We start from the raw sequence: 26,989 nt of genomic DNA, 5'->3' as shown, positions 1-26,989 counted from the left end.
CGCATGCTCGATAACACCGATCCGCAGCAGTCCGCGGCCGCCCCGGACACCGAGGGCGGCAGCACCGAGGGCGCTTCCGCCGCCCCGCCGCGCAAGCGCCGCCGCGCGGTCTCGCGCCCGGCGGGCGCGCCGCAGAGCGCCGCCGCCGAGGGCGCCGGGAGCGCGGCCCCGGCCGAGCCCGCCGCCGAGCCGGTGGCCGAGCCGGCCGCCGAAGCCCCCGCCGAGAAGCCGGTCCGGGCCCGCCGTACCCGTAAGCGGGCCGAGGCCCCCGCCGGGGCGCCGGAGGCCGCCGAGGCCGTCGCCGCACCGGTCGTGCCCGCCGCCGAGCCGGCCGCCGAGGCCCAGCCCGCAGCGGCCGAGGCCGAGCCCGCCGCCGAGAAGCCCGTCCGGGCCCGCCGGGCGCGCAAGCGTGCCGAGGCCCCCGCCGGAGCGCCCGCGGAGGCGCCCGCCGCCGAGACCGTCGCCGAGGCCGCACCGGTCACCGGGAAGCCGGTCGTCGAGGAGCCCGCCGCCGCCGAGCCGGTCGCCGAGGAGGCCCCGGCCGCGCCGGCCCGCCGCCCGGCCCGCCGCCGCCGCGTGGTGGAGAGCGCCCCGGTCGTCGAGGAGACGCCGGTCGCGCAGGCCGAGCCCGCCGAGGAGGAGGAGCCGGCCGTCGAGCCCGAGGCCGCCCCCGTGGCCGAGCCCGCCCCCGCCCCGGTCGCCGCCCCCGCCCCCGCCGCCGAGTCGGCCGAGCCCGCGCCGCGGGTCCGCCGTCGCGCCGTGCGCCCGTCCACCGCGATCTTCCAGGCCCCGGTGTTCCAGGAGCCCGCCCCCTTCGTCGCACCGGCGCAGCCGCCGGCCCAGGCTCCCGCCCAGGCCGCGCCGCCGGCCGCCGCCAAGGCGCCCGCCGCGGCCCCCGCCGCAGCTGCGGCCCCGGCCGCCGCACCCGCCCCGGCCCCGGCCGCCGCCGAGTCCGAGGACGAGTTCGAGTACAGCGGTGTCGGCCGTCGCCGCCGCACCCGCACCCAGGTCCGCGTGCAGCCGCAGGGCGGCGGCCGCCGCTCCGCGGCGCCGGCCAAGGCCGCGCCCGCCGCCGCCCCGGCGCCGGCTCCGGCAGCGGTCGTGGAGCCGGCCGCGCCGGTGGCCCCGCCCGTCCAGGCCCCGGCGCTGGTGCAGGCCGCGCCGGCCAAGGCCGAGCCCGCCGCCGGCCCCGAGCACGAGGGTGACTGGGAGGAGGACGGCCGTCCGTCGCGCCGTCGCCGCCGGGGTGGCCGTCGCCGCCGTCGCGGTGAGGCCGAGGACTTCGAGCCGGAGACCCACGAGACCCCGGAGGCCGAGCAGGCCGCCGAGGAGCCCGTCCGGATCGACGAGGACGAGGACGAGGACGACGACCTGGCCTCGGGCCTGGCCTCGTCGCGCCGTCGCCGCCGTCGTCGTCGCCGCAGCGGTGAGACCGGCGCCGAGCCGGCCGAGGCCGCGCCCGCCGAGGACGGCGTGCGCACGGTCGTGAAGGTCCGCGAGCCGCGCCGCCGTTCCACCGAGCCGTCGTTCGACCCGGACGAGGTGCAGTCCATCAAGGGCTCCACCCGTCTGGAGGCCAAGAAGCAGCGCCGCCGCGAGGGCCGCGAGCTGGGCCGCCGCCGCGTGCCGATCATCACCGAGGCCGAGTTCCTGGCCCGCCGGGAGTCGGTCGAGCGCGTGATGGTGGTGCGCCAGAACGGCCTGCGCACCCAGATCGGCGTGCTGGAGGACGGCGTCCTCGTCGAGCACTACGTCAACAAGGAGCAGGCGACCTCGTACGTCGGCAACGTCTACCTGGGCAAGGTCCAGAACGTGCTGCCGTCGATGGAGGCCGCGTTCGTCGACATCGGTAAGGGCCGCAACGCGGTGCTGTACGCCGGTGAGGTCAACTTCGGTTCGCTGGGCGGCCACGGTGGTCCGCGCCGGATCGAGTCGGTGCTGAAGTCGGGCCAGTCCGTGCTCGTCCAGGTCTCCAAGGACCCGATCGGCCACAAGGGCGCCCGCCTGACCAGCCAGATCTCGCTGCCCGGCCGCTACCTGGTGTACGTCCCCGAAGGCTCGATGACCGGGATCAGCCGCAAGCTGCCCGAGAACGAGCGCGCCCGCCTGAAGCAGATCCTCAAGCGGATCGTCCCGGACGACGCGGGCGTCATCGTGCGCACCGCCGCCGAGGGCGCCAGCGAGGACGAGCTGACGCGCGACGTGCAGCGCCTGCAGGCGCAGTGGGAGGAGATCCAGAAGAAGGCCGCCACCGGCAACGCCCCGGCGCTGCTGTACGGCGAGCCGGACATGACCGTCCGGGTCGTCCGCGACATCTTCAACGAGGACTTCACCAAGGTCATCGTCTCCGGCTCCGAGGCCTGGAGCACCATCCACGAGTACGTCTCGAACGTGGCCCCGGACCTGGCCGACCGCCTCCAGCGCTGGACGTCGGACGTGGACGTCTTCGCGACGTACCGGATCGACGAGCAGCTGATGAAGGCGCTGGACCGCAAGGTCTGGCTGCCCAGCGGCGGTTCGCTGGTGATCGACCGGACCGAGGCGATGATCGTCGTCGACGTCAACACCGGCAAGTTCGTCGGCCAGGGCGGCAACCTCGAGGAGACCGTCACCCGCAACAACATCGAGGCGGCCGAGGAGATCGTGCGCCAGCTGCGGCTGCGCGACCTCGGCGGCATCATCGTGATCGACTTCATCGACATGGTGCTGGAGTCCAACCGGGACCTCGTGCTGCGCCGTCTGCTGGAGTGCCTGGGCCGCGACCGGACCAAGCACCAGGTGGCCGAGGTCACCTCGCTGGGCCTGGTCCAGATGACCCGCAAGCGGGTCGGCCAGGGCCTGCTGGAGTCGTTCTCCGAGCCGTGCGTGCACTGCAACGGCCGCGGCGTCATCGTGCACATGGAGCAGCCGACCGCCCCCGGTGGCGGCGGCGGCCCGGTGGGCACCTCGGGCGAGACCGCGACGGCGGGCAGCAAGCGCCGCCGCCGGGGCAAGGGCGGCGCGGGCCAGGACGAGCCGCAGCCGCACCTGCTGGACGAGGAGCTGGCCGGCGAGCACGCCGAGGCCGACGAGCACGACCACGAGCACGAGGAGTTCGAGATCGTCTCGGGCGGCGAGCAGCTCGTGATCGACGTTCCGGCGACCGAGCCGGCCGAGCCCGCCGAGGCCGCCGCCGAGGCGACCGTCGTCGAGGCCGTCGTGGCGGAGCCCGAGCGCCCCAGCCTGGTCGAGATCCCGGCCGCGCCGGCCGCCGGCGGCCGTGTCCGCCGTCGTGCGGTGCGCAAGGCGACGGCCCCGGCCGGTGCCCCCGCCGAGGCCGAGATCGTGGTCCTGCAGGCCCGCGCGGACGCGGCCATGGAGGCGGCGCTCGCCGCCGCCGCCCCGGCCGAGACCGTCGAGGTGCCCGAGGTCACCGCCCCCGCCGAGGCCGAGGCCGAGGTTGAGGCCGAGGCCCCCGCCGAGGTCGCCGAGGCCGCCGAGGAGGAGGCTCCCGCACCGAAGAAGCGGGCGCCCCGCAAGGCCGCCGCCAAGAAGACTGCGACCGCTGCCAAGAAGACCACCACCGCGGCAGCGGCGAAGAAGACCACCGCTCGCAAGCCCGCCACCAAGCGGACGAGCGCGGCGGCCAAGAAGGCAGCGGCCGCCGAGGGTGATTCGGCGGCCGAGTAGGCCCGTCACCGGGGGCGGGCAGCCACTGCCCGCCCCCGGTGCGTACGGATCGGCCGTGCCCGCGGGACGGCCGGTTTGCCCCAGGGGCGACCGATCCGTATTCTTGACCTTCGGCGTGTCTACGCCGTGCTCCCGAGCAGATCACCTCCCAGACCCTCCGGGGAATGGGGGAGGCCCCTGTGTCCGTACCCAGGTGGCTGGCATCGAGGGTTCCGACCGAGTACAGAAAGCAGGTACCGCATGTACGCGATCGTTCGCGCCGGCGGCCGCCAGCACAAGGTCGCCATCGGCGACGTGCTGGAGATTGACCGCGTTGACGTCAAGCCGGGTGACTCGGTCGAACTGTCGACCATCCTGCTTGTCGACGGCGAAGCCGTCACCTCCGACCCGTGGGTCCTCGCCGGTGTGAAGGTTCACGCCGAGGTCGTCGACCACACCAAGGGTGAGAAGCTCATCATCCTTCGCTACAAGAACAAGACCGGCTACCGTCGGCGCCAGGGTCACCGCCAGCGTCACACCGCCGTCCGCATCACGAGCATCGACTCCGCGAAGTAAGTAAGGGGATAGCGAGATGGCACACAAGAAGGGCGCAAGCTCTACCCGCAACGGCCGTGACTCGAACGCCCAGCGCCTCGGCGTCAAGCGCTTCGGCGGCCAGGTCGTCAGCGCCGGCGAGATCCTCGTCCGCCAGCGCGGCACCCACTTCCACCCGGGTGCGGGCGTCGGCCGCGGTGGCGACGACACCCTGTTCGCGCTGAACGCCGGTGCCGTGCAGTTCGGTACCCGTCGTGGCCGTCGTGTCGTGAACATCGTGGCCGTCGAGGCCTGATCTTCCTGACGTCGCGTCAAGCGACAACGGCAGCACAAAGTGGAGGGTGGACCGGCCCCAGTTCGACCTGGGGAATCCGGTCCACCCTTCACTGCTTTACACCAGAGCGGTTCGTCCGCTCTGACCCAAATTTTCCTAGCTGGAGGCAAACCGATGACCACCTTCGTGGACCGCGTCGAACTGCACGTCGCCGCGGGTAACGGGGGCCACGGCTGCGCCTCCGTGCACCGGGAGAAGTTCAAGCCGCTCGGCGGCCCCGACGGCGGCAACGGCGGCGACGGCGGCAGCGTCACCCTGGTCGTGGACACCAGCATCACGACCCTGCTGGAGTACCACCACTCGCCCAAGCGCAAGGCCGTCAACGGCCGGCCCGGCGCGGGCGGCCACCGCACCGGCTCCACCGGCGACGACCTCGTCCTGCCGGTGCCGGACGGCACCGTCGTGCTGGACCGCGAGGGCAACGTCCTCGCTGACCTGGTCGGCCACGGCACCAGCTTCATCGCCGCCGCCGGCGGCCGGGGCGGCCTCGGCAACTCCTCGCTGGCCTCGGCCCGCCGCAAGGCCCCCGGCTTCGCGCTGCTCGGCGAGCCCGGCGAGGCCCGCGACATCGTGATGGAGCTCAAGTCCGTCGCGGACGTCGCGCTGGTCGGCTACCCGAGCGCGGGCAAGTCCTCGCTGATCTCGGTGATCTCCGCCGCCAAGCCGAAGATCGCGGACTACCCCTTCACCACCCTGATCCCCAACCTCGGCGTGGTCACCGCCGGCGACACCGTCTACACCGTCGCCGACGTCCCCGGCCTCATCCCCGGCGCCAGCCAGGGCAAGGGCCTGGGCCTGGAGTTCCTGCGCCACGTCGAGCGCTGCACCGTGCTGGTGCACGTGCTCGACTGCGCCACCCTGGAGCCGGGCCGCGACCCGCTCTCGGACCTGGAGACGATCGAGGCCGAGCTCTCCCAGTACGGCGGTCTGGAGGACCGGCCGCGCCTGGTCGCCCTCAACAAGATCGACGTGCCGGACGGCCAGGACCTCGCCGACATCACCCGCGCCTCCCTGGAGGAGGCCGGCTACCGGGTGTTCGAGGTCTCCGCGTCCTCCCGCCAGGGCCTGCGCGAGCTGAACTTCGCGATGGCGCAGATCGTCGCCGAGGCCCGGGCCGCCAAGCCGGCCGAGGAGAGCACCCGGATCGTGCTGCGGCCCAAGGCCGTCGACGACGCCGGCTTCACCGTCACCGAGGAGGACGGCGCGTACCGCGTGCGCGGCATCAAGCCCGAGCGCTGGGTCCGCCAGACCGACTTCTCCAACGACGAGGCCGTCGGCTACCTCGCGGACCGGCTGGCCCGCCTGGGCGTCGAGGAGAAGCTCTGGAAGGTCGGCGCCAAGGAGGGCGACACCGTCATCATCGGCTCCGAGGAGAACGCCGTCGTCTTCGACTGGGAGCCCAGCATGGCCGCCGGCGCGGAGATGCTCGGCCGCCGCGGCGAGGACCACCGGATGGAGTCCCCGCGCCCGGCCGTCGACCGCCGCCGCGAGAAGCAGAAGGGCCGCGACGCCGCCGAGACCGAGTACCTGGCCTTCGAGGCGCTGTCCAGCAGCCGCCCGAGCGCCATCGACGAGGTCGACGACGAGGACATCTGACCCTCCGCCAGGCCGCCGCGGCCCCCGCCCTCCCCGCCACGGGAGGGCGGGGGCCGTCCGCCTGCCCGGCCCGTCCGGCCCGGCCGTCCAGCGGGTGACATGCCGTACGGGCCCGGTGCCCCGATCGCGTAGATTGCGGGGGAGCGGCAGGCTCCCGCGCCTGTCGTCCGGCCACAGCGAAGGGCACCAGCGCGATGAGCGAGCAGTCACTCCGTGAGGAGGTCCTGACCGCCCGGCGGATCGTCGTCAAGGTCGGTTCGTCCTCACTCACCACCGCCTCCGGCGGTCTGGACGCCGACCGGGTCGACGCCCTGGTGGACGCGATCGCCAAGGTCCGCAGCCAGCCGGACGCCCCCGAGATCGTGCTGGTCTCCTCCGGCGCCATCGCCGCCGGCCTCGCCCCGCTCGGCCTGGACCGCCGGCCGCCGGACCTGGCCCGCCAGCAGGCCGCCGCCAGCGTCGGCCAGGGCCTGCTGGTCGCCCGCTACACCGCCTCCTTCGCCCGGTACGGCATCCGCGTCGGCCAGGTGCTGCTGACCGCGGAGGACGCCAGCCGCCGGGCCCACTACCGCAACGCCTACCGCACCCTCGACCAGCTGCTGGCGATGGGTGCGATGCCGGTCGTCAACGAGAACGACACCGTCGCCACCGCCGAAATCAGGTTCGGGGACAACGACCGGCTGGCCGCCCTGGTCGCCCACCTCGTCCGCGCCGACCTGCTGGTCCTGCTCTCCGACGTGGACGGCCTCTACGACGGCGACCCGAGCCGCCCCGGCACCAGCCGGATCGCCGAGGTGCGCGGCAAGCAGGACCTCGAGGGCATCCAGATCGGCAGCTCCGGCAAGGCCGGTGTCGGCACCGGCGGCATGGTCACCAAGGTGGAGGCCGCCCGGATCGCCACCGGCGCCGGCATCCCGGTCGTGCTGACCGCCGCCAGCCACGCCGCCGACGCCCTCGCCGGGCGCCCCACCGGCACGCTGTTCCTGCGCACCGGGAGCCGCAGTGCCGACCGGCTGCTCTGGCTCGCCCACGCCAGCAGCCCGCGCGGCTCGCTGCACCTGGACCAGGGCGCCGTGGACGCCGTGGTCTCGGGCGGCGCCTCCCTGCTGCCCGCCGGGGTCACCAAGGTCGACGGCGATTTCGCCGCGGGTGATCCGGTGGACCTTCTTGCCGAAAACGGCCACATCGTGGCGCGCGGACTGGTCAACTTTGATGCGAGGGAGTTGCCCCGCCTGCTCGGCCGGTCCACCCGTGACCTGGCCCAGGAGTTCGGTGCCGCGTACGAGCGCGAGGTCGTCCACCGCGACGACCTGGTCGTCCTGCGCGGCTGAGGGCCGCTCCGCACGGGGGCGGGGGAGCGCGCCGCCCGCCCGGGACGGGGCGGGCCGGGGCAGCCGTAGCGCCGGGCCGGGGCCCCGGCCCGCACGACGACACGACATCGCCGAACAGGAGGCCGCCGGTGGGACGCAGGCACGACGGATCCCTGGCCGGAGCGACCGCCGAGCGCAGGCTCAGCAGCATCGCGGGTGGCCGCACCGCCGACGGGACGGCCACTTCGCCGGCCACCCCCGCTCCAACGGAACCGGCCGACACCGTAAGGGAGTTGCGCCCGGGCGCGCGGGCCGACGCGACCGCGCCGGCGGCGCCCGAGGAGCGGCTCTGGCACGTGGTGCTGAGCGTCGCGGGCGAGAACACCCCCATCGCCGCGCTGCGCGCCGGGCTGGAGCAGCTCGCGCACGACCACTCCTTCTTCCTCACCGCCCGGTACGCCACCGGGCACGCCGAGATCCGCTACTGGGAGCAGGCCCGCGACCTGCACGACGCGGCGGCCATCGCGCTGCGCCTGTGGGGCGAGCACAAGGCGACGGCCGGCCTGCCGCCCTGGGAGATCGTCGGCCTGGAGGTGGTGGACCGCGCGACCTACCACAAGCGGGTCGCGGAGGGCTTCGGGGACCCGCCGCCCCAGCTCGGCGGCGTGCACCCGTACTGACCGGCGGGCCCGTCTCACCGGACGGAATACGGCCCGGCCCGGGGCCGGGCAGTCGTTACCCTGTGCACCATGACCAGCGACCTCGCCACCGCCGACAGTCCCGTCCTCGCCGCCGCCCGCCGGGCCCGGGAGGCGGCCGCCACCCTCGCCCCGCTCCCGCGCCGGGCGAAGGACGCCGCGCTGCTGGCGATCGCGGACGCCCTGGTGGCCCGCAGCGCCGAGATCACCGCCGCGAACGCCGAGGACGTGGCCCGGGCCCGCGCGGCCGGTACCGCCGAGTCCGTCGTCGACCGGCTCACCCTCGACCCCGGGCGGATCGCGGCGATCGCCGCCGACGTCCGCGACGTGGCGGGCCTGCCCGACCCGGTCGGCGAGGTGGTCCGCGGCTACACCCTCCCCAACGGGCTGGACGTCCGCCAGGTGCGGGTGCCGCTCGGCGTGGTCGGCATCATCTACGAGGCCCGCCCCAACGTCACCGTGGACGCCGCCGCGCTCTGCCTCAAGTCGGGCAACGCCGTCCTGCTGCGCGGCTCCGCGTCCGCCTACCGTTCCAACACGGCGCTCACCGGCGTGCTGCGCGACGCCGTCGCCGGGGCCGGCCTGCCGGCCGACGTCATCCAGCTGGTGCCCGGCGAGAGCCGCGAGTCGGTGACCGAGCTGATGCGGGCGCGCGGGCTGGTCGACGTCCTGATCCCGCGTGGCGGTGCGTCGCTGATCCGGACCGTCGTCGAGGGCTCGACCGTCCCCGTGATCGAGACCGGCACCGGCAACTGCCACGTCTACGTGGACGCGGGCGCGGACCTGGCGATGGCCGTCGGCATCCTGCTGAACTCCAAGGCCCAGCGGGTCAGCGTCTGCAACTCCGCCGAGACGCTGCTCGTCCACCAGGACATCGCCGACACCTTCCTGCCGCTCGCGCTGGCCGCCCTCGCCGGGGCCGGGGTGACCGTGCACGGCGACGACGCGGTGCTGAAGGCCGCCGAGGGCTCGGCGGCCACCGTCGTGCCGGCGACCGACGCGGACTGGGAGACCGAGTACCTCTCGTACGACCTCGCGGCGGCCGTGGTGCCCTCGCTGGACGCCGCCGTCGCGCACATCCGCCGCTGGTCCTCCGGCCACACCGAGGCGATCGTCACCACCTCGCAGGCCGCCGCCCGCCGTTTCACCCAGCAGGTGGACGCGGCCACCGTCGCGGTCAACGCGTCCACCCGGTTCACCGACGGGGGTGAGTTCGGTTTCGGCGCCGAGATCGGGATCTCCACCCAGAAGCTGCACTCGCGGGGCCCGATGGGCCTGCCCGAGCTGACCTCCACCAAGTACATCGTCACAGGTGACGGCCACGTCCGGGGCGAGGCCGCGCAAACCGTGGGCGGATCCGGTACCGCCGTCTGAGCGGCGGGTGTCACACAGGTGACGGAGCAACTGCGAGGAGCCACAGACAAATCGGCCGCCCGGTAATACGCTGAGTCCGTGGCAGAGGATGTGGGGGGTTCTCCGTACCCTGACGACGCCGACCACGGTGCTGCGGACGACGAGTTCGCCACCGTGGTCTTCGACGAGGCCTTCGTACGGTCCGCCGCCGTGCACGAGCCGAGCGCCAGGGAGCGGCAGCTGGCCGCCGCCGAGGCCCGGTTCGAGCCCGAGACGGCGGGGCCGGGCTGGGGCTACGAGCTGTCCGCCGGGATCACCGGTGACGGGCTCCCGCTGGAGCTGCGTCCCTACCCGAGCGGCCTGGACGAGGACCACCTCTACCCCGACCCGTGGTCCGGCCCCGGCCGGAGCAGCGGGCGGAGCCGGGCGGGCCGCTGGGGCAGGACGGGCCGCTGGGGCCGGCACGCCGCCTACGACCCGGTCCGGGCGGCTCGCGGCCGGTCGGTCGCGCAGCAGCGCTGGCACCGGCCGGTGGCCTGGGTGCTCGCCGTGATCATGGGCGTCAGCCTCGTCGCGGTGGCGGTCGCGGCCGTCTGCCAGGGCGTCGGAGCAGCAGGCGCCGGCTCCCCGCAGCGCCCCGCACCAGGCAGCAGCAGCGCGGGGACGGCGCCCGCGGGGCCCCGCCCGGTGCCCTCGCTCGCGGTGAATGCCCCGGCGGGGTGAGCCACCGGGCGTGCCGTGCCCGGGCCCTCCCGGCACGGTCACCGGGCGTCGGGCACAAGTTGCGCGCGAGCCCTCGTGGCATGCTCCGCCGCGCCTTACCCTGGTCCTATGGGTGACCCGCGAGAGCCTCCTGAGGGTGGGCCCGAGGGCGGTTCCGGGAACGAGGACGAATACCGGTCCGTCGTCTTCGACGAATCGTTCGTCCGGGCTGCCCGCATCCAGGAACTCTCGGCGCGCGAGCGGCTCGGCAGCGGCTACGGCCGGGCGACCAGGCCCCGGCTCGGCCTCGGCGGACTCGGCTCCGTCCCCCGGCAGGCGATCGCCCTGCTGCTGCTCATCGTGGTGGCCTTCGCCGCCGCCGTGTACTTCGGGATCAGCTCACCGACCAGGGGCGGCAGCCGCCCCGCGGGCAGTCAACTGACCGTCAGCCTGATGGCACTCAGCCCCACTTCGCCGGTCCTGCCGGCGGCCGATCCCGCCAACCCCTTCGCCGGCCTGCCCGCCGGGTACGGGGACGGCCGGGCAGGCCTCGCGGTGCCGGCCGGGGCGGCCACCGCGCACTACACCAAGATCGAGGTGGCCCGGGCGCTGGACACCGTGCAGAGCTATCTGGTCGTCTCCGCACTGGCCCCGTCGACCCTGATCAAGGGCGACACCGGCGCCGTCCGGGACTTCGTCACGGCCGGCCAGCTGGCCCAGTTCGACCAGAGCGTGGCGGCCCCGCGCGACGACCGGCACCACGCGGCCACCGGCTGGATGGTCCGCTTCGACCCCGCGCACACCGTCCTCGCGACCGACACCGTCAAGGTGGCCGGCAGCATGCGGGTCGACGAGGCCGACGACGGGGCCCTGCAGGTCACCACCGACCACACCTTCGTCTACGCCCTGCAGGCCGAGGGGGCCGCGGCCAGCGCCCCCGTGACGGTACTGAGTGTGCGCCGCGAGCTGCGCTTCGAGTTCGACCGCGCCGAGCTCGCCGCCTCCCAGCTCCGGCTGGTCGACGCCGCCGTCCAGACCGGGCCCGCCGCCTGCGACACCCCGCAGACCACGTACCTGCAGCCCCTCCTCGCCACCGTCGGAGGTACGAAGCCCCCGGCGCCGCCCGCCGTCGACCCGGGCAGCCACAGCGTCCCGGCCTGGCAGCTGTGCGGTGTGCTGGCGGGCGGCTGACGCCGGCCCCCGGGGCCCGGGGGCCGGCTACCGGCCGGGTGGTCAGCCCTCTTCGCCCGGAGCGGCGCCCGGAGCGGCGCCGGCGGCGCTACCGGCCCGGGCACCGGTGAAGGTGTCGCGGAGCTTGCCGCCGACGGTGCCGACGCCGCCGGCCACGTCCCGGATCAGGCCCATCAGCGGGTCCTTGCTCTCCTTGACGGAGGTCGTGTAGTGGTCGGCGGCGGCCTTCCACTGGTCGGTGACGGAGGCGTCCGGGTCGCCGCCGCGGCGCGGGTAGGCACCGGCCAGGATCGAGCGGTACTCGTCGCTCTCCGACCACTTCTTCAGCTGGGCGACCCGGACGACGGCGAAGGGGTGGGTCTGCGGCAGGACCTGGAGCAGCTTCAGGACGCCGTCGCGCAGGTCACCGGCCTTCTCGTACTCCGCGGCCTGCTCCAGGAACGCGTCCACGTTCATCTCGCCGAGGTTGTGGCCGCCGGCCAGCTTCATCAGGCCGCGCATCGACGCCTGGAGGTCCTGGCCGGCGAGCAGCCCCGCGCGGTCGCAGGAGAGTTCGGCCTTGCGGAACCACTCCTTGAGCGCGGTGACCAGCGCCATGATGGCCAGGTTGCCGAGCGGGATCCAGGCGATCCGGGTGGCGATGTTGGTGAGGATCAGCAGCATCGTCCGGTAGACGGCGTGGCCGGACATCGCGTGGCCGACCTCGTGGCCGACCACTGCCCGCAGCTCCTCCTCGTCGAGCAGTTCGACCAGGCCGCTGGTGAGCACGATGATCGGGGTGTCGATGCCGATGCACATCGCGTTGACCGTCGGGTCCTGCGTGACGTAGAGCTCGGGGACCTTCTCCAGGTCCAGCACGTACGCGGCGTCGCGCACCATGTCGTACAGCTCGGGGAACTGACGTTCGGAGGTCTTCACCGCGGTGGCCAGGAACATCAGCCGGATGGAGCGCTCGGAGACCAGGCCGGCGAGCTTCTTCAGCACGTCGTCGAAGCCGGTGAGCCTGCGCAGCGCCACCAGGGCGGACCGGTCGGCGGGGTGCTCCCACGCTCGGGTGGAGATCTCGGGGAAGCGCTGGCGGCGCCGGCTCGGGCTCTTCGCCTGGCTGGTATCGGTCATGTTCTGAGTACCTCCTGGTCGACGCCGGTCCCGGCCGCTGGCCGGCCCCCGCTTCTCTCTGCCTGCAACGACTGCCTGTGCAACGCGTGCGGTTGCGTACTCGTCCCCGTGGGTCACCATACGCCGTGCGGTTGACGGCCTCCGAGGGTCCGGCGGGGGGTGTGGCCCGGCGGTGCGGCGGCCCGGTCTAGGCTGGACGCTCTGGAGAACCGGGACCAGATCTGGCCGCGGTGCAGAGCCGACCGAGGAGCCCGCCGATGTCCCCCGCCACCCTTGTCACCCTGGCCGCGCCGATCTCCGGCGAGGGCGGCCCCGGGCTGTTCCTGCGCACGATCGTGGTGGCCTCCTTCGTCGGCGTCGGCCTGCTGGCCTGGGTGCTGCTGCGGGCCGGCCGCAAGGGCTGAACGGCAGGCCGCCGGTGGCCGCGGGCCCACGCGTGGTCAGACGCGGTGGGGCGCCGCGCGGTTGCACGACGCCCACCCGTACGATGAACCGGTGGGCCCTCACCGGCCCAGACCCCTGGTCCGTCACCCGAGCCGAGAAGGTCCTGCGACCATGAGCACTGCCGCTGCACTCCCCGTTCTGAACCTGATCGCCGAGGGCGAGGGTGGCAACCACGAGAGCCTCAGCCCGTACCTCACGGGCGGCGCCGGGCTGTTCATCCTGCTGCTGCTGCTCTACATCACCACCCGGTTCAACCGCGACCGCTGAGCGGGCGGGCCGCCGGGTCCGTCCGGCGGCGGCAGGTCCGGCGGACCAGGCCCAGGGAGCGCCCGGCGCAGCCGGGGACGCTCCCTTTGCCATGTCCGCGCCGATAGGTACGCCGGGGGTGGCCAACGCGCAACGGGCGTCGCGTAAGGTGTGGCGGCATGGGACAGCAGGCCGAGACCCCCGGCGGACACGAACCGGCAAAGAAGCGCCTCGGCGTGATGGGTGGCACCTTCGACCCGATCCACCACGGGCACCTGGTCGCCGCCAGCGAGGTGGCCAGTGCGTTCCACCTCGACGAGGTGGTCTTCGTGCCCACCGGGCAGCCTTGGCAGAAGGTCGACCACACGGTCACCCCCGCCGAGGACCGCTATCTGATGACGGTCATCGCGACCGCCGAGAACCCGCAGTTCTCGGTCAGCCGGATCGACATCGACCGCCAGGGGCCGACGTACACCGTCGACACCCTGCGCGACCTCCGGGCACTGCATCCGGACGCCGACCTCTTCTTCATCACCGGCGCCGACGCACTCGCCCAGATCCTCTCCTGGCGGGACTCCGAGGAGCTCTTCTCGCTCGCGCACTTCATCGGCTGCACCCGCCCGGGACACGTTCTTTCGGACGCCGGGCTCCCGGCGGGCGGGGTCTCCCTGGTGGAGGTCCCCGCGCTGGCCATTTCCTCCACGGACTGCCGCAACCGGGTCGCCAAGGGCGAACCGGTCTGGTACCTCGTCCCGGACGGCGTGGTCCGCTACATCGACAAGCGGGCGCTCTACGCGCCGGCCCAGCCTTGATCCCGGGAGGGGCGGCGTGAGCGGAACGGCAGACCGCAGGGGCCAGCAGGACGACGGCTGGCCCGCCGGGCAGCAGCAGTCCTACCAGCAGTACCAGCAGCAGCCCGGCTACCAGCAGCCGGCCTACGAGCAGCCGGCCTACGAGCAGCCGGTGTACGAGCAGCCGCTGTACGAGGAACCGGTCTACGAGCCGTACGACCAGTCCGGCTACGCCCGGCCCCAGCAGCAGCCGTACCCGCAGGAGACGTACCCGCAGGAGGCCTACGGCGGCGGGTACGAACAGGCGGGCCACCAGGCGCAGGCGTACGGCCGCCCGCAGGCCTACCCGCAGCAGCAGGGCTACGACGGCTACCCGCAGCAGGACCAGCAGCAGGGCTACGGGCAGCAGGCCCCGTACCAGCAGCCCGGCTACGACCAGCCGGCCTACGAGCAGTACAGCCCGCCCGCGCCGCCGGAGCAGTACGCCCCCGCCCCGCCGCCGGCCGCCGCGCCGGCCCCGCCGCGCCCCCGCCGGCCCCGGCCGGTGCCCGCGCCCCAGGCGCCCGCCCAGCCGGAGCAGCCGTCCGAGCAGGTGGGCGGCACCCGACCGGCCAAGGCGGCGAAGGCGCCCGCGGACGACTACGCCACCGGCGAGTTCACCTTCGTCGAGGAGGAGGCGGAGGAGTCCGAGGACGTCATCGACTGGCTGAAGTTCGCCGAGTCGCGCAGCGAGCGCCGCGACGAGCGCCGCCGCAAGCTGCGCAACCGGCTGGTCGGCGCCGTCGTCGTACTGGCGGTGCTCGGCGGCGCCGGCACCGGGTACCTCTGGGTGACCGGGAAGCTCGGCGCCGCCGAGACGGCGGCCTCGGCGGCCGGGCCGCGCGAGGTCAACGTGGTGCACCTGCGCGACCTCCAGGGCAAGGTCTCCACCGCCCTGCTGGTGAACGACGCCTCCGGCCACAAGGGCTCGGTGCTGCTGCTGCCGGAGACCCTGACGCTGCCCGGCACCGGCGACGCCGCGACCGTCCCGCTCGGCCAGGCGATGGACACCCTCGGCACCTCCGACACCCGCGGCGGGCTGGGCACGGTCCTCGGCGCGAGCGTGGCCGGCACCTGGCGGCTGGACACCCCGTACCTGCAACTGCTGGTCGCCCAGCTGGGCGGCGTCCGGGCGGACACCAACGCGGAGATCCGCGAGGGCGGCAAGCCGGACGGCAAGGTGCTGGCCGCGGTCGGCAAGAACGTCCTGCTGAGCGGCCAGGCCGCGGTGGGCTACGCCACCTACCAGGCGGCGGGCGAGAGCCGGGACGCCCAGCTCGCCAGGTTCGGGCAGGTGCTGGACGCGATCGTGCGGACGATGCCCACCGACCTGAAGGAGGCCAAGGACGTCGTCCAGCGGATGGGCGCGGTCCTCGACCCGTCCCTCCCGCAGGACGCGCTGGCCGGGGTCCTGGTGCAACTGGCCCTGCAGGCCAAGGCCGGGCACTTCGCCACCTCGGCACTGCCGGTCGGGCCCGACGGCACGCTGGACGACGCGACCGCCGGCCAGCAGGTCAAGGACGTGCTCGGCGGTACGGTGCACAGCGCCGACAGCGCCGGCGCCGCGGCCCGGGTGGTCATCCAGGACGGCTCCGGCAACGACCAGGCGGCTGCCGCCGCCCAGGTCCAGATCGTGAACGCCGGCCTCACCTTCGTACCGGGCAGCACGAAGACCGCCCCGCAGGCGACCTCCGAGATCCGGTACACCGACGACGCCCGGCTGGCCGCCGCGAAGTCGCTCGCGACCAGCCTGAGCCTGCCCGAGACGGCGGTGAAGAAGGTCACCGGCGCACAGAGCGCGGACCTGCTGGTCGTGCTCGGCAAGGACTACCAGGCGCCGAAGACGCAGTAGCGCCCGGCGGCCACGCCGCCCGTCCCGCAGTGGCCCCGGAGTTAATCCGTCCGGGGTCGCTGCGGCGGCGTGAGATCCTGGACTGGGACCCCTCTGCCCGTTGGCGGGCCGGAGGGCGCCCATCTCTGCAGCCGAGCCGGAAGAACACAGTGACCGTCACCGACCACAGCCAGGAACTCATCAACGCGGCCGCCCAGGCGGCGGCCGACAAGCTGGCCCACAACATCATCGCGTTCGACGTCAGCGAGGTGCTGTCGATCACCGACGCCTTCCTGATCGCCTCCGCGAACAACGACCGCCAGGTCAAGTCGATCGCCGAGGAGATCGAGGACCAGCTGCGCGAGAAGCTGGACGTCAAGCCGGTGCGCCGTGAGGGCGAGCGCGAGGGCCGCTGGATCCTGCTCGACTACCTGGACATCGTCGTGCACGTCCAGCACTCCGAGGAGCGCTCCTTCTACTCCCTCGACCGGCTGTGGAAGGACTGCCCCGAGCTGCCCCTGCCCGAGGACGCCGTCGCGAGCCGCAACCGCCCCGAGGGCGCGGAGACCGACGCGGCCGGCAACGTCACCGCCCCGCCGGCGGACGACTTCGGCGTCGGGATCTACGTCTCCGAGGACCCCAGCTGAGCCGGGAGGCGCGGGGACCGCGCATCGTCTTCTGGCGGCACGGCCAGACCTCCTGGAACCTCGAATCGCGCTTCCAGGGCACCACCGACATCGAGCTGACCGGCCAGGGAGTGCTGCAGGCGCAGCGGGCGGCCCGGCTGCTCGCGGGGCTGCGTCCGGACCTGCTGATCTCCTCCGACCTCCGGCGGGCGGCCCGGACGGCCGCCGAGCTGTCCGCGCTCACCGGGCTGGACGTCCAGCATCACGAGGGTCTGCGCGAGACCTACGCGGGTGACTGGCAGGGCCTGACCAACGCCGAGATCCGCGACCGCTTCCCCGAGCAGTACGAGGCCTGGGCGCAGGGCGAGCCGGTGCGCCGCGGCGGCGGGGAGCTGTCCACCGAGGTCGCCGACCGCTCCGTCCCGGTGGTGCTGGAGGCTGCCCAGAAGCTGCCGGAGGACGGGACGCTGGTGGTCGTCAGCCACGGCGGCACCATCCGCACCATGCTCGGCCGGCTGCTCGACCTGGAGCCGGAGATGTGGGAGTGCTTCGGCGGCCTCTCCAACTGCTGCTGGTCGGTGCTGGGCCGGGGGGCGCGCGGCTGGCGGCTGCTGGAGCACAACGCGGGCACCCTGCCGCAGCCGGTGATCGGCGACGACACCTGACGGTGGTGGGTCTGCCGCGGGCGGGATTTCGCAGTTCCGGGCCTGACCAGCTAGAGTCTTCCTCGTTCGCAGGTGAGAACGCGGCCCGGAAGGGAAGCGGGAGAACCACACGAATGCGGGGCTGTAGCTCAGTTGGTAGAGCGCTTGCATGGCATGCAAGAGGTCCGGGGTTCAATTCCCCGTAGCTCCACTCCGCACCAGCGGTCCGAGAGGGCCGGTCGTGTCGCGGGGCTGTAGCTCAGTTGGTAGAGCGCTTGCATGGCATGCAAGAGGTCCGGGGTTCAATTCCCCGTAGCTCCACAACGATTCGAAAGGCCGTCACCCACCGGGTGGCGGCCTTCCGCGTTTCCGGCGGCCTTCCGCTCTTCCGGCGCCGTCAGCCGTGCGGACACCTCAACGGCGCGGCGGGCAGGCCGGCCATCCGCTCGACCCGCTCGCGGTCCACCGGACCGTCCGGGGTGTAGACCACCATGTAGTGCTCGGGCGCCGCCGGGATGGTCAGGTACGCGGCGGTGAACCGCAGCTCCCCGACGACCGGGTGCCGGAACACCTTGCGGGCCGGTCTGGCCGGCGCCACCTCCTGCCGGGCCCACAGCTCACGGAACGTCCCGCTGGCGAGCGCCAGTTCGCGGATGTACTGCTCCCAGACCGGTTCGCCCACGTGCTTGCCGTACGCGGCCCGCAGCACCCCGACCATCCGGGGCAGCTCCTCCTCCCGGTTCAGGAAGGTGTTGCAGCAGGCCGGGCCGGTGATGGCGCACCACAGGCTGTTGAACGTGCCGTGCGGCGCCGTCGGCCGGTCCGCCCCGAACAGCGACTCGTACGGCGCGTTGTGGAGCAGCACGTCGTACCGGCCGTTGCAGACCGCGGCCGGCAGCGGCGCCAGGGCGTCCAGGATGACCTGGGTGGACGCGTCGAGATGGGCGTGCGCGCCGTCGCCGCGCGGCTGCGGGGGCACCCCGGCCAGCCGGAACAGGTGGTCGCGCTCGGTGGCGTCCAGCCGCAGCGAGCCGGCCACCGCGGCCAGCACCTGCTCGCTGGCGTTGATCGGCCGCCCCTGTTCGAGCCAGGTGTACCAGGTCACCCCGACCCCGGCGAGCTGCGCCACCTCCTCGCGGCGCAGCCCCGGTGTGCGCCGCCGGAGCCCGGGCGGCAGGCCGACGTCCTCCGGGGTGACCCGGGCCCGGCAGGCCTTCAGGAACCTGGTGAGTTCGGTGCGGCGCCGGTCCTGGTGCTGCGGCGCGGATCTCTCGTCCAGGGTGGTCATGCGGCCCATCGTGCCGCAGAACGGGCCGCCCTTACAGGGTGCTGTCAGTACCAGGATCAGCAGGCTCTAACCACCGGTACCGGTACTCGGCCAGGCTGGGCCCATGACGGACCTTCAGACCAGACCCGCCGCCTCCGAGGGCGCGCCGGGGCGGCGGGCCGCCCGGCCCGGACCGCTCCTCGCCCTCGTGCTCACCGGCCAGTTCATGGCCGTCCTCGACGTCTCCATCGTCAACGTGGCCGTCCCCACCGTCCGGACGGACCTGCACGCCTCCGGCGCCGCGCTGCAACTCGTCATCGCGGGGTACACCATCGCGTACGCCGTGCTGCTGATCACCGGCGCCAGGCTCGGTGCCCGGTTCGGCTACGGGCGGCTGTTCCGGTTCGGCCTGGCCGGCTTCACCGCCGCCTCGCTGGCCTGCGGCCTGGCGCCCGGCACCGGCTGGCTGATCGCCTTCCGGCTGCTCCAGGGGGCCGGCGCCGCGCTGATGGTGCCCCAGGTGATGAGCCTCATCCAGCGGACGTACACCGGCGCGGCCCGGACCAGGGCGCTCGGCCTCTACTCGGCCGTGCTGGCCGGCGGGATGGCCTTCGGCCAGGTGGCCGGCGGCCTCCTGGTCAGCGCCGACCTCTTCGGGACGGGCTGGCGCCCGGTGTTCCTGGTCAACGTGCCGATCGGGCTCGCGCTGCTCGCGGCCGGCTCCCGGATGCTGCCGGCGGACCGGGGGGACCGCACCCGCGGCTTCGACGTCCCCGGCCTGGTGGTGCTGGCGGCGGCGCTGGGCCTGCTGGTGGTGCCGCTGGTGCTCGGCCACGAACTCGGCTGGCCCGCCTGGGGCTGGGCGATGCTCGGCGGCAGCGCGTCGATGTCCGCCCTGTTCTGGCTGGTCGAGCGACGGATCGCGCGGCGCGGCGGGCAGCCGCTGATCTCCGGGCGGGTCCTGCGCGCCCCGGGCCTGCTGCCGGCCGCCGGGGCGATCTTCATGATCATGGCCGGGTTCGCCGGGTTCATGTTCGCCTTCGCCCTGCACCAGCAGGCGGGCCTCGGCCACAGCGCCCTGCGGGCCGGTCTGCTGTCCGCCCCCGTCTCGGTCGGCTTCGGCCTCTCCAGCCTGCACTGGCAGCGCCTGCCGGCCCGGTTGCACGCGTTCCTGCCCGTGCTGGCCACGGCCGTGGTCGGCCCCGGCTACCTGTCCCTCGGCCTGCTGCTGCGGGGCGGCGCGGACGTCGGGCCCGGCACCGTCCTGCTGATGACCGGGCTCGGCCTGGCGGCCGGCTGCGCCTACGCCCCGCTCTTCGCCCGGGCGCTCGCCCGGGTCCGGCCGTCCGACGCGGCCGACGCGAGCGGGGTGATGGTGACGGTCATCCAGTTCGGGCAGGTGGTCGGGGTCGCACTGCTCGGCTCGGTCTTCCTGGGGCGGGCGGCCCTGCCGGCCCCGGCCCGCGAGTCCGGGCACGCCCTGCTGGTGACCACCGTGGTGATCGCGGCGGCGATCACGGCCGCCGGCGCCCTGGCGGCCCGCACGGTGCGCGCGGCCCGCGCCGGGTAGCGCCCGCTCCCGCCGTCCCCGCCGCCGTCCCCGCCGCCGCGCTCGCCCGCCGCCGCCCGTGGTCGCCGCCCCCGGGCCCCGTCCGGATACGGATTCGTGGAGCACCCCTGTGACCGTGTAAAGTAAGTGATGTCGCCGAGGGAAACCACAGTGTGGGCCTACGGTGACATCGCAGGTCAAGGGGCTGTAGCTCAGTTGGTAGAGCGCTTGCATGGCATGCAAGAGGTCCGGGGTTCAATTCCCCGTAGCTCCACAGGAACGAAGGGCCGCCTCCCGGCAACGGGAGGCGGCCCTTCGCGTTGCCGCGCCCGCTCCGGCCGATCGGCGGCCCCTTCCTGGGCCCGACGGCCGACCGCTACCGTCGATGACATGGCCGACCTGGTACGGAAGCGGAACGAAGAGCTGGCCCGGATACTGCACCAGCTCGGCTGGAGCCCGGAGCGGCTCTCCCGCGAGGTCAACCTGACCCTGCCGGCCGGCCTCGCGATCAGCTCCACGGCCCCGTACAAGTGGCGCGACCGCGGCATGGTGCCGCGCGCCCCGCACGACCAGACGGTGTGCGAGGTGCTGAGCCGCACCCTGGGCATCGCCGTCACGTACGAGCAGCTCTGGGGCCGGATGGGCGGCAACCGGGGCGCCAAGACGCTGTCCGCGCGGTTGCTCACCGACCCGTGGACGGCCGACACCGCGCAGACCGCGCTGCGCGAGGCGGGCGCCGACGCCGGGCCCGTCCGCCTCACCGCGCTGTTCCGCGGCGACGAACTCGAACAGGCCGCCCGGCACTGGGCCTCGCCGCCGCCCGCCGTCACCGGCGGCGAGGGCGCCCTGCGGATCGCCCCCGAACAGCTCGCCGACCTCAGGCTCTCGTACGCCGGGAAGCAGCGCCTCGAACAGGCCAGCGGCGGCGGCCTTGTCCTCGACCCGGCCAAGGCCGAACTCGCCATGGTCGGCAAGCTCCTCGAACTCGGCTCCTACGGCGAGGAGCTCGGCCGGGAGCTCTACGCGGCGGCGGCCCGCCTCTCCCGGCTCGTCGGCTGGGCCAACTACGACATGGGCAACGACGCCGCCGCGCAGCGCGCCTTCGTCGCCGCCCTGCGGGCCGCCCACGTGTGCGGCGACCCCCGGCTCGGAGTGAGCGTCGTCGGCTGCCTCGCCGTGCAGGCCACCGCCACGTACAACTCCGGCGGCCGGGGCCTCGACGCGGTCGCGATGCTCTCCACCGCCCTGCGCGCGGCCGACGAGGTGCTGACCCCCGCCGAACGGGCCCTCCAACTCGGCCGGATCGCCCGCGCGCACGGCCGCCGGGGCGAGCGGGACGGCGTCGAGGAGGTCGCCGGGCGGGCGTTCCTGACGCTGGGGGACGGGCCGCGGCACCGGCAGGAGCGCGCCGACCTGGACGGCATGGTGGGGGAGGCGTACCTCTTCCTCGGCGAGCACGAACGGGCCAGGGACCTGCTGCGCGGCGCGGTCGCGGTGCTGGAGCCGGCCCGGGCGCGCGCCAGGGCCCTGCTGATGGTGCGCCTCGCCGACTCCTGCCGGCGCACCGGCGAGGGCGGCGACGCCGGGCGGATCGCCGACGAGGCCCGGCTGCTGGCCGCCGGCATGCAGTCCGCCCGGGTCGCCCGGGCGTTGCGGGACTTCGACGCGGCGGCCAGGGCGGCATAACCGCCTGGGCCCTCACGGGCTTGCGGTACCCTGAGCCCATGCGAACCGTGCGCCTGCTCCTTAGCCGGCCGCGCTGACCAGGACCGGCCGCACCCTCGGGTGGGTGCCGGAGTCGGCGTGGCGTCCCCTCCTGCGAGGGGATTTTTTGTTTTCCGGCTCCCACCGGAACCCCCCGGGGTGCTTCCGGACCCGCCGACGGACTTCGCCGCCGGTTCGCTAACTGACATCGATGGAGCTTGAAGGATCATGACCGAGACGACACCTGCCTCCGGCGCGGCCGACGCCGCCACCGAGCCCTTCCGCGCGGAGTCTGCTTTCAAGTACACCGCCGCGCTGGCGGCCGAGATCGAGTCCCGCTGGCAGGACGTCTGGGAGAAGGAGGGGACGTTCAACGCCCCCAACCCCACCGGCGCGCTGGCGGATCCGGCGGCCGGTGACGTCTCGGCGAAGCCGCACAGCTTCATCATGGACATGTTCCCGTACCCGTCGGGCGCCGGCCTGCACGTCGGCCACCCGCTGGGCTACATCGCGACCGACGTGTTCGCCCGCTACCAGCGGATGACCGGCCACAACGTGCTGCACACCCTGGGCTACGACGCGTTCGGCCTGCCCGCCGAGCAGCACGCCGTCGCCACCGGCCAGCACCCCCGGATCACCACCGAGGCCGCGATGGCCAACATGCGCCAGCAGCTGCGCCGGCTGGGCCTGGGCCACGACTCGCGCCGGTCGATCGCCACCATCGACCCCGAGTACTACCGCTGGACGCAGTGGATCTTCCTGCAGATCTTCAACTCCTGGTACGACGCCGAGGCCGGCCGGGCCCGCCCGATCGCCGAGCTGGTCGCCCAGTTCGAGGACGGCGCACGGCCCGCCCCGGGCGGCCGCGCCTGGGCCGAGCTGTCCGCCGCCGAGCGCGAGGACCTGCTGGGCGAGTACCGGCTGGCGTACTCCAAGGAGGTGCCGGTCAACTGGTGCCCCGGCCTGGGCACCGTGCTGGCCAACGAGGAGGTCACCGCGGACGGCCGCTCCGAGCGCGGCAACTTCCCGGTGTTCAAGTCGAACCTGCGCCAGTGGATGATGCGGATCACCGCCTACTCCGACCGCCTGATCGCCGACCTGGACCTGCTGGACTGGCCCGAGGCCATCAAGCTGCAGCAGCGCAACTGGATCGGCCGCAGCGAGGGCGCACGCGTCGACTTCGCGGTCGACGGCGACCGGGCGATCACCGTCTTCACCACCCGCCCGGACACCCTGTTCGGAGCCACCTACATGGTGCTGGCCCCCGAGCACGCCCTGGTCGACTCGATCGTCCCGGCCGCCTGGCCGGCCGGCACCCACGACGACTGGACGGGCGGCGCAGCCACCCCCGCCCAGGCCGTCACCGCCTACCGGGCCGCCGCCGCCGCCAAGTCGGACGTCGAGCGCCAGGTCGAGGCGAAGGTCAAGACCGGCGTCTTCACCGGCGCGTACGCGACCAACCCGGTCAGCGGCGAGCCCGTCCCGGTGTTCATCGCCGACTACGTGCTGATGGGCTACGGCACCGGCGCCATCATGGCCGTACCCGCCCACGACCACCGCGACTTCGCGTTCGCCCGCGCCTTCGACCTGCCGATGCGCTGCGTCGTCCGGCCCACCGACGGCCGTGCCGAGGACCCGCACACCTGGGACGACGCGTTCGACACCTACGACTCCGTCATCGTCAACTCGGCCCACGCGGAGGGCACCGAGAACGGCATCTCCCTGGACGGCCTGAGCGTCGTCGGGGCCAAGGCCGCCGTGACCGCCTGGCTGACCGAGCACGGCATCGGCGAAGGCACCGTCAACTACCGCCTGCGCGACTGGCTGTTCAGCCGCCAGCGGTACTGGGGCGAGCCCTTCCCGATCGTCTACGACGAGGACGGCGTGATGCACGCGCTGCCCGACTCGATGCTGCCCGTCGAGGTCCCCGAGGTCGAGGACTACTCGCCGCACACCTACGACCCGTACGACGCCACCTCCTCGCCGAAGACCCCGCTGTCGCGCAACGCCGACTGGGTCAACGTCGAGCTGGACCTGGGCGACGGCGTGAAGCGCTACCGCCGCGAGACCAACACCATGCCCAACTGGGCGGGTTCGTGCTGGTACGAGCTGCGCTACATCGACCCGGCGAACAGCGACAAGGTCGTCGACCCGGCCAACGAGCGGTACTGGCTGGGCGCGACCGCCGAGAAGCCGGCCGGCGGCGCCGACCTGTACGTCGGCGGTGCCGAGCACGCCGTGCTGCACCTGCTGTACGCCCGGTTCTGGCACAAGGTGCTGCACGACCTGGGGCACGTCTCGTCCGTCGAGCCGTTCCACAAGCTGTTCAACCAGGGCATGATCACCGCCGACGTCTACCGCGACGAGCGGGGCTTCCCGGTGCCCGCCGCCGAGGTCGAGGAGCGCGACGGCGGCTACTTCTGGAACGGCGAGGCGGTCAAGCGCGAGGCCGGCAAGATGGGCAAGTCCCTGAAGAACGCCGTCGCGCCCGACGAGATCGCCGACGAGTACGGCGCGGACACCCTGCGCCTGTACGAGATGTCGATGGGCCCGCTGGACGTCTCCCGCCCGTGGGACACCCGCGCCGTCGTCGGCTCCTACCGGTTCCTGCAGCGGCTGTGGCGCAACGTCGCCTCCGAGACCACCGGCGAGCTGGTCGTCACCGACGAGCCGGCCGACGAGCCGACCCTGCGCGCCCTGCACAAGGCCATCGACGGCATCCGCGGCGACATGGCCGGGCTGCGCTTCAACACCGCCGTCGCCAAGGCCATCGAGCTGAACAACTACCTGGTGAAGCGCGGCTCCACGCCGCGCGAGGTGGCCGAGCAGCTGGTCCTGCTGGTCGCCCCGCTGGCCCCGCACATCGCCGAGGAGCTGTGGCGCAAGCTGGGCCACGACGAGTCGCTGGCCTACGCCGACTACCCGGTCGCCGACCCGGCGTACGTGGTCGACGAGTCGGTCACCTGCGTGGTCCAGATCAAGGGCAAGGTCAAGGCCCGCCTGGAGGTCTCCCCGGAGATCTCCGACGCCGACCTGGAGGCCCTGGCACTGGCCGACCCCGCCGTGGTCGCGGCCATCGGCGACGCGCCCGTCCGCAAGGTCATCGCGCGGGCGCCCAAGCTGGTGAACATCGTCACCGGCTGATCACCGGCCGAGCGTCGGCCGGCAGTAGGGCGGTCCCGCCGGGATTCCGGTGGGGCCGCCCTTTCGCTGCCGTCACGCTGCGGGCCGACGGCCCCGAGGACGGGGCCCGGGTGTGGGGGAGAACCCCGATCTGTCCCTGATCTCCGGGCCGGACGGCCTCACGCCCCGCACCGCGGCCGCCCGGGCGGCTACCGTGGAACCCTCGGCGCGTGCGGCCGGGCCGTGCACCCGTGCGGCCCGCCCGCGCACCAGGCCCGGTGTGCCCGGCTCGGCGGAAGGTGGCTCGTGATGGACGCACTCGGAGTGGTGCTGGCCCTGGTGATGCTGTTCGGCATCGGACTGCTGACCCTCGCGGTGGTCGGCACCGTCAAGGCAGCCAAGGCCGTTGCGGCGAAGGTCGAACGGCACGAGACCAACGCCAGGCGCGCGGTGGAGAACGTCACCCTGAAGGCGAAGTCGTACACCAAGCCCGGCCCGCAGGGCCGGATCTCGGCCACCCGGCTGGCGCTGCGCACCTCGCTCGACGGCACCCGCCAGGTCCTGGAGGCCGGCCTCGCCGAGGACGGCCAGCTCGCCGACTCGCTCCGGCTGCTCGCCCGGCTCGACGCCCACGCCGCCGAACTGGACGGCGAGTTGCGCATCCTGGAGCGCGAACCGGACGCCGGCCGGATCGCCGCCAAACTGCCCGAACTGCGCGAGCGTGCCGAGCGGATCACCCACTCCGCCGAGACCATGCGCTGGGCCGCCCAGGACCGCATGCACCGCTTCGCGGACGACGAACTGGCCCGGCTCGGCAAGGAGTGCGAGAGCGAGGCCGGGGTGCTGCGGCACTGGGACGCGGTGCCCCCGGCCGGAGCCTCTCCGGCGGACCCGGCTGCTGCCGCTTCCGGGGCCTCGTCGGCGGCCCCTTCCGCCGCGTCGGATCCGGGTGCGCCGCCGCGCCGCTTCGGGCTGACCGGCGGCAGCGGCCGGCCGAGCGCGGAGGAAGCGCTCGGCCTGGCCGACCCGTTGGCCCGGATCGCGCAGCGCCTGCGCAAGCCCTCGACGGGGTCGTCCGCCGGCTGAGGCTGCGCCGCGCCGCTCTGCCCCGGGCCGGGGTGATCGCTCGGGAGGCCCGGTCGGGTTGGTCCGGTCAGGTTGGTTCGCTCAGGTCGGTCCGGGCGGGCGCTCTGTCGGGCCGGTCCGGTCGGGTTGCCCACCCCCGGGTCGAAAGCGTGTGCGCCCGCCCGCGTGTCCGCCGCTGTCCTCAGGGGCGGACGGGGAGTAACCTCCGGCTCATGCCCGCCGACCTCGCCATCGTCACCGATTCCACGGCCTACCTGCCCCAGGACGCAGTCGACCGCCACGGGATCACGGTGGTGCCGCTGAGCGTCGCGGTCGGCGACGAGGCCCTCGTCGACGGCGTGGAGATCTCCCCGAAGGACGTCGCCGAGGCGATGCGCGCCAAGCGCCGGGTGACCACCTCCCGGCCCAGCCCCGAGACCTTCGCCGCCGCCTACCGGGCGGCCGCCGAGGCGGGCGCCCTCGGTGTCGTCTCGCTGCACCTGTCGGCGGAGCTGTCCGGCACCTGCGAGGCCGCCCGGCTGGCCGCGGCCGAGGCCCCGATCCCCGTCCGGGTGGTGGACACCCGGCTGATCGGGATGGCCCTCGGCTACAGCGTGCTGGCGGCCGCCGAGGCCGCCGAGGCCGGGCTCAGCCTGGACGAGGCCACCGCCGCCGCTGCGAACCGGGCCTCGCTGACCAGCGGATTCTTCTACGTCGACACCCTCGAATACCTGCGCAGGGGCGGGCGGATCGGCGCGGCCCGCGCGCTGCTCGGCTCGGCGCTCGCGGTCAAACCGCTGCTGCACCTGTCGGGCGGCCGGATCGAACCGCTGGAGAAGGTCCGGACGGCCTCCCGGGCCATCGCCCGCCTGGAGGAGATCGCCGTCGAGCGGGCGGGCGACCGCGAGGTCGACATCACCGTCCACCACCTCGCCGCCGAGGACCGCGCCGAACCGCTCGCCGAGCGGCTGCGCGAGCGCGTGCCCGGACTGCGGGAGCTCGTGCTCTCCGAGGTCGGTGCCGTGATCGGCGCCCACGCAGGGCCGGGGCTGCTCGCCGTGGTGCTCTCACCCCGCTCCCGCTGAGCCGCCTGGTCCGAAACAACCGGTCGGAGCCGACCGTCCCGAACCACCCGTCCGGGGGACACCGGTTGT

Annotated in this window: 22 protein-coding genes and 3 tRNA genes; 23 read left to right on the top strand and 2 right to left on the bottom strand. The window is 74.0% G+C overall.

From position 1 onward, the window contains the following. The first annotated feature begins 3 nt into the window (after positions 1-3). The 9 genes from ACFUK0_RS02020 (at position 4) to ACFUK0_RS01980 (ending at position 11,387) form a co-directional block, all read left to right on the top strand. The gene (locus ACFUK0_RS02020; RefSeq protein ID WP_380246051.1) at positions 4-3,669 is read left to right on the top strand and encodes a ribonuclease E/G; all 3,666 of its coding nucleotides are present in this window, start codon (positions 4-6) and stop codon (positions 3,667-3,669) included. Between the two features lie 240 nt (positions 3,670-3,909). Beyond that, positions 3,910-4,224 carry a 50S ribosomal protein L21 gene (gene rplU / locus ACFUK0_RS02015; RefSeq protein ID WP_380246050.1) on the top strand — a complete coding sequence of 105 codons (315 nt, stop codon included), beginning with the start codon at positions 3,910-3,912 and terminating at the stop codon, positions 4,222-4,224. A 16-nt stretch (positions 4,225-4,240) separates the two neighbouring features. Beyond that, positions 4,241-4,498 carry a 50S ribosomal protein L27 gene (rpmA, locus tag ACFUK0_RS02010; protein WP_380246049.1) on the top strand — a complete coding sequence of 86 codons (258 nt, stop codon included), beginning with the start codon at positions 4,241-4,243 and terminating at the stop codon, positions 4,496-4,498. Between the two features lie 153 nt (positions 4,499-4,651). After that, positions 4,652-6,133, top strand: a complete 1,482-nt coding sequence (obgE, locus tag ACFUK0_RS02005) for a GTPase ObgE (protein WP_380246048.1) — start codon at positions 4,652-4,654, stop codon at positions 6,131-6,133. A 194-nt stretch (positions 6,134-6,327) separates the two neighbouring features. After that, positions 6,328-7,464, top strand: a complete 1,137-nt coding sequence (proB, locus tag ACFUK0_RS02000; protein ID WP_380246047.1) for a glutamate 5-kinase — start codon at positions 6,328-6,330, stop codon at positions 7,462-7,464. Positions 7,465-7,592: 128 nt separating this feature from the next. Further along, complete coding sequence (locus ACFUK0_RS01995) at positions 7,593-8,123, top strand: hypothetical protein (RefSeq protein ID WP_380246046.1); 531 nt, start codon at positions 7,593-7,595, stop codon at positions 8,121-8,123. A gap of 69 nt (positions 8,124-8,192) precedes the next feature. Then, entirely contained in the window at positions 8,193-9,515 is a 1,323-nt protein-coding gene (locus ACFUK0_RS01990; RefSeq protein WP_380246045.1) for a glutamate-5-semialdehyde dehydrogenase, read from the top strand. A gap of 78 nt (positions 9,516-9,593) precedes the next feature. Next, a complete protein-coding gene (locus tag ACFUK0_RS01985; protein WP_380246044.1) occupies positions 9,594-10,217 on the top strand; it encodes a hypothetical protein in 624 nt (207 codons plus the stop codon). Between the two features lie 108 nt (positions 10,218-10,325). Beyond that, complete coding sequence (locus tag ACFUK0_RS01980; RefSeq protein ID WP_380246043.1) at positions 10,326-11,387, top strand: hypothetical protein; 1,062 nt, start codon at positions 10,326-10,328, stop codon at positions 11,385-11,387. A gap of 42 nt (positions 11,388-11,429) precedes the next feature. Here the strand turns inward: ACFUK0_RS01980 and ACFUK0_RS01975 are convergent, their stop codons facing one another. Then, the gene (locus ACFUK0_RS01975) at positions 11,430-12,506 is read right to left on the bottom strand and encodes a M48 family metallopeptidase (protein ID WP_380246042.1); all 1,077 of its coding nucleotides are present in this window, start codon (positions 12,504-12,506) and stop codon (positions 11,430-11,432) included. Between the two features lie 257 nt (positions 12,507-12,763). Between ACFUK0_RS01975 and ACFUK0_RS01970 the strand changes: the two genes are divergently transcribed. The 8 genes from ACFUK0_RS01970 to ACFUK0_RS01935 all read left to right on the top strand — a co-directional run bounded on the left by ACFUK0_RS01970 (position 12,764) and on the right by ACFUK0_RS01935 (position 17,448). Further along, positions 12,764-12,910 carry a hypothetical protein gene (locus tag ACFUK0_RS01970; RefSeq protein ID WP_380246041.1) on the top strand — a complete coding sequence of 49 codons (147 nt, stop codon included), beginning with the start codon at positions 12,764-12,766 and terminating at the stop codon, positions 12,908-12,910. A 151-nt stretch (positions 12,911-13,061) separates the two neighbouring features. Further along, positions 13,062-13,217 carry a hypothetical protein gene (locus ACFUK0_RS01965; RefSeq protein WP_380246040.1) on the top strand — a complete coding sequence of 52 codons (156 nt, stop codon included), beginning with the start codon at positions 13,062-13,064 and terminating at the stop codon, positions 13,215-13,217. Between the two features lie 158 nt (positions 13,218-13,375). Beyond that, positions 13,376-14,008, top strand: coding sequence for a nicotinate-nucleotide adenylyltransferase (gene nadD, locus ACFUK0_RS01960; protein WP_380246039.1), 633 nt, complete (start codon positions 13,376-13,378; stop codon positions 14,006-14,008). Between the two features lie 16 nt (positions 14,009-14,024). Next, positions 14,025-15,878, top strand: a complete 1,854-nt coding sequence (locus ACFUK0_RS01955) for a LytR C-terminal domain-containing protein (RefSeq protein ID WP_380246038.1) — start codon at positions 14,025-14,027, stop codon at positions 15,876-15,878. Between the two features lie 149 nt (positions 15,879-16,027). Then, positions 16,028-16,504: a ribosome silencing factor gene (gene rsfS, locus ACFUK0_RS01950; protein ID WP_380246037.1), complete on the top strand. Its 477-nt coding sequence runs from the start codon at positions 16,028-16,030 to the stop codon at positions 16,502-16,504. Beyond that, positions 16,501-17,148: a histidine phosphatase family protein gene (locus ACFUK0_RS01945; protein ID WP_380246083.1), complete on the top strand. Its 648-nt coding sequence runs from the start codon at positions 16,501-16,503 to the stop codon at positions 17,146-17,148. The genes rsfS and ACFUK0_RS01945 overlap by 4 nt, the downstream gene beginning before the upstream one ends. A gap of 117 nt (positions 17,149-17,265) precedes the next feature. Next, a tRNA-Ala gene (locus ACFUK0_RS01940) sits at positions 17,266-17,338 on the top strand. Between the two features lie 37 nt (positions 17,339-17,375). After that, positions 17,376-17,448, top strand: a tRNA-Ala gene (locus ACFUK0_RS01935). A gap of 76 nt (positions 17,449-17,524) precedes the next feature. Here ACFUK0_RS01935 and ACFUK0_RS01930 read toward each other — a convergent pair. Then, the gene (locus tag ACFUK0_RS01930) at positions 17,525-18,415 is read right to left on the bottom strand and encodes a helix-turn-helix transcriptional regulator (protein WP_380246036.1); all 891 of its coding nucleotides are present in this window, start codon (positions 18,413-18,415) and stop codon (positions 17,525-17,527) included. Positions 18,416-18,518: 103 nt separating this feature from the next. Between ACFUK0_RS01930 and ACFUK0_RS01925 the strand changes: the two genes are divergently transcribed. From ACFUK0_RS01925 to ACFUK0_RS01900, 6 genes are all read left to right on the top strand, one after another. Beyond that, complete coding sequence (locus ACFUK0_RS01925) at positions 18,519-19,964, top strand: MFS transporter (RefSeq protein WP_380246035.1); 1,446 nt, start codon at positions 18,519-18,521, stop codon at positions 19,962-19,964. A 180-nt stretch (positions 19,965-20,144) separates the two neighbouring features. Further along, positions 20,145-20,217: transfer RNA gene (locus ACFUK0_RS01920), tRNA-Ala, on the top strand. A 116-nt stretch (positions 20,218-20,333) separates the two neighbouring features. After that, positions 20,334-21,629, top strand: a complete 1,296-nt coding sequence (locus ACFUK0_RS01915) for a hypothetical protein (RefSeq protein WP_380246034.1) — start codon at positions 20,334-20,336, stop codon at positions 21,627-21,629. Between the two features lie 246 nt (positions 21,630-21,875). Continuing rightward, positions 21,876-24,791 carry a leucine--tRNA ligase gene (leuS, locus tag ACFUK0_RS01910; protein WP_380246033.1) on the top strand — a complete coding sequence of 972 codons (2,916 nt, stop codon included), beginning with the start codon at positions 21,876-21,878 and terminating at the stop codon, positions 24,789-24,791. A 288-nt stretch (positions 24,792-25,079) separates the two neighbouring features. Next, a complete protein-coding gene (locus ACFUK0_RS01905) occupies positions 25,080-25,856 on the top strand; it encodes a hypothetical protein (RefSeq protein WP_380246032.1) in 777 nt (258 codons plus the stop codon). 212 nt (positions 25,857-26,068) lie between these two features. Next, positions 26,069-26,920, top strand: coding sequence for a DegV family protein (locus ACFUK0_RS01900; RefSeq protein WP_380246031.1), 852 nt, complete (start codon positions 26,069-26,071; stop codon positions 26,918-26,920). The last annotated feature ends 69 nt before the right edge of the window (positions 26,921-26,989 follow it).

It is taken from the genome of Kitasatospora sp. NPDC057223, assembly GCF_042669755.1.
In the GTDB taxonomy this organism is placed as follows: domain Bacteria; phylum Actinomycetota; class Actinomycetes; order Streptomycetales; family Streptomycetaceae; genus Kitasatospora.
Note: the sequence above shows the minus strand (reverse complement) of the source record. Positions and strands in the feature narration are given on the sequence as shown.

Coding starts and splice junctions, on each gene's coding strand:
- leuS (WP_380246033.1), top strand. CDS start 21,876: ATGACCGAGACGACACCTGCCTCCGGCGCGGCCGACGCCGCCACCGAG.
- ACFUK0_RS01900 (WP_380246031.1), top strand. CDS start 26,069: ATGCCCGCCGACCTCGCCATCGTCACCGATTCCACGGCCTACCTGCCC.
- ACFUK0_RS01965 (WP_380246040.1), top strand. CDS start 13,062: ATGAGCACTGCCGCTGCACTCCCCGTTCTGAACCTGATCGCCGAGGGC.
- nadD (WP_380246039.1), top strand. CDS start 13,376: ATGGGACAGCAGGCCGAGACCCCCGGCGGACACGAACCGGCAAAGAAG.
- ACFUK0_RS02020 (WP_380246051.1), top strand. CDS start 4: ATGCTCGATAACACCGATCCGCAGCAGTCCGCGGCCGCCCCGGACACC.
- rpmA (WP_380246049.1), top strand. CDS start 4,241: ATGGCACACAAGAAGGGCGCAAGCTCTACCCGCAACGGCCGTGACTCG.
- ACFUK0_RS01980 (WP_380246043.1), top strand. CDS start 10,326: ATGGGTGACCCGCGAGAGCCTCCTGAGGGTGGGCCCGAGGGCGGTTCC.
- ACFUK0_RS01970 (WP_380246041.1), top strand. CDS start 12,764: ATGTCCCCCGCCACCCTTGTCACCCTGGCCGCGCCGATCTCCGGCGAG.
- ACFUK0_RS01990 (WP_380246045.1), top strand. CDS start 8,193: ATGACCAGCGACCTCGCCACCGCCGACAGTCCCGTCCTCGCCGCCGCC.
- ACFUK0_RS01925 (WP_380246035.1), top strand. CDS start 18,519: ATGACGGACCTTCAGACCAGACCCGCCGCCTCCGAGGGCGCGCCGGGG.
- ACFUK0_RS01930 (WP_380246036.1), bottom strand. CDS start 18,415: ATGACCACCCTGGACGAGAGATCCGCGCCGCAGCACCAGGACCGGCGC.
- ACFUK0_RS01915 (WP_380246034.1), top strand. CDS start 20,334: ATGGCCGACCTGGTACGGAAGCGGAACGAAGAGCTGGCCCGGATACTG.
- rplU (WP_380246050.1), top strand. CDS start 3,910: ATGTACGCGATCGTTCGCGCCGGCGGCCGCCAGCACAAGGTCGCCATC.
- obgE (WP_380246048.1), top strand. CDS start 4,652: ATGACCACCTTCGTGGACCGCGTCGAACTGCACGTCGCCGCGGGTAAC.
- ACFUK0_RS01905 (WP_380246032.1), top strand. CDS start 25,080: ATGGACGCACTCGGAGTGGTGCTGGCCCTGGTGATGCTGTTCGGCATC.
- proB (WP_380246047.1), top strand. CDS start 6,328: ATGAGCGAGCAGTCACTCCGTGAGGAGGTCCTGACCGCCCGGCGGATC.
- ACFUK0_RS01975 (WP_380246042.1), bottom strand. CDS start 12,506: ATGACCGATACCAGCCAGGCGAAGAGCCCGAGCCGGCGCCGCCAGCGC.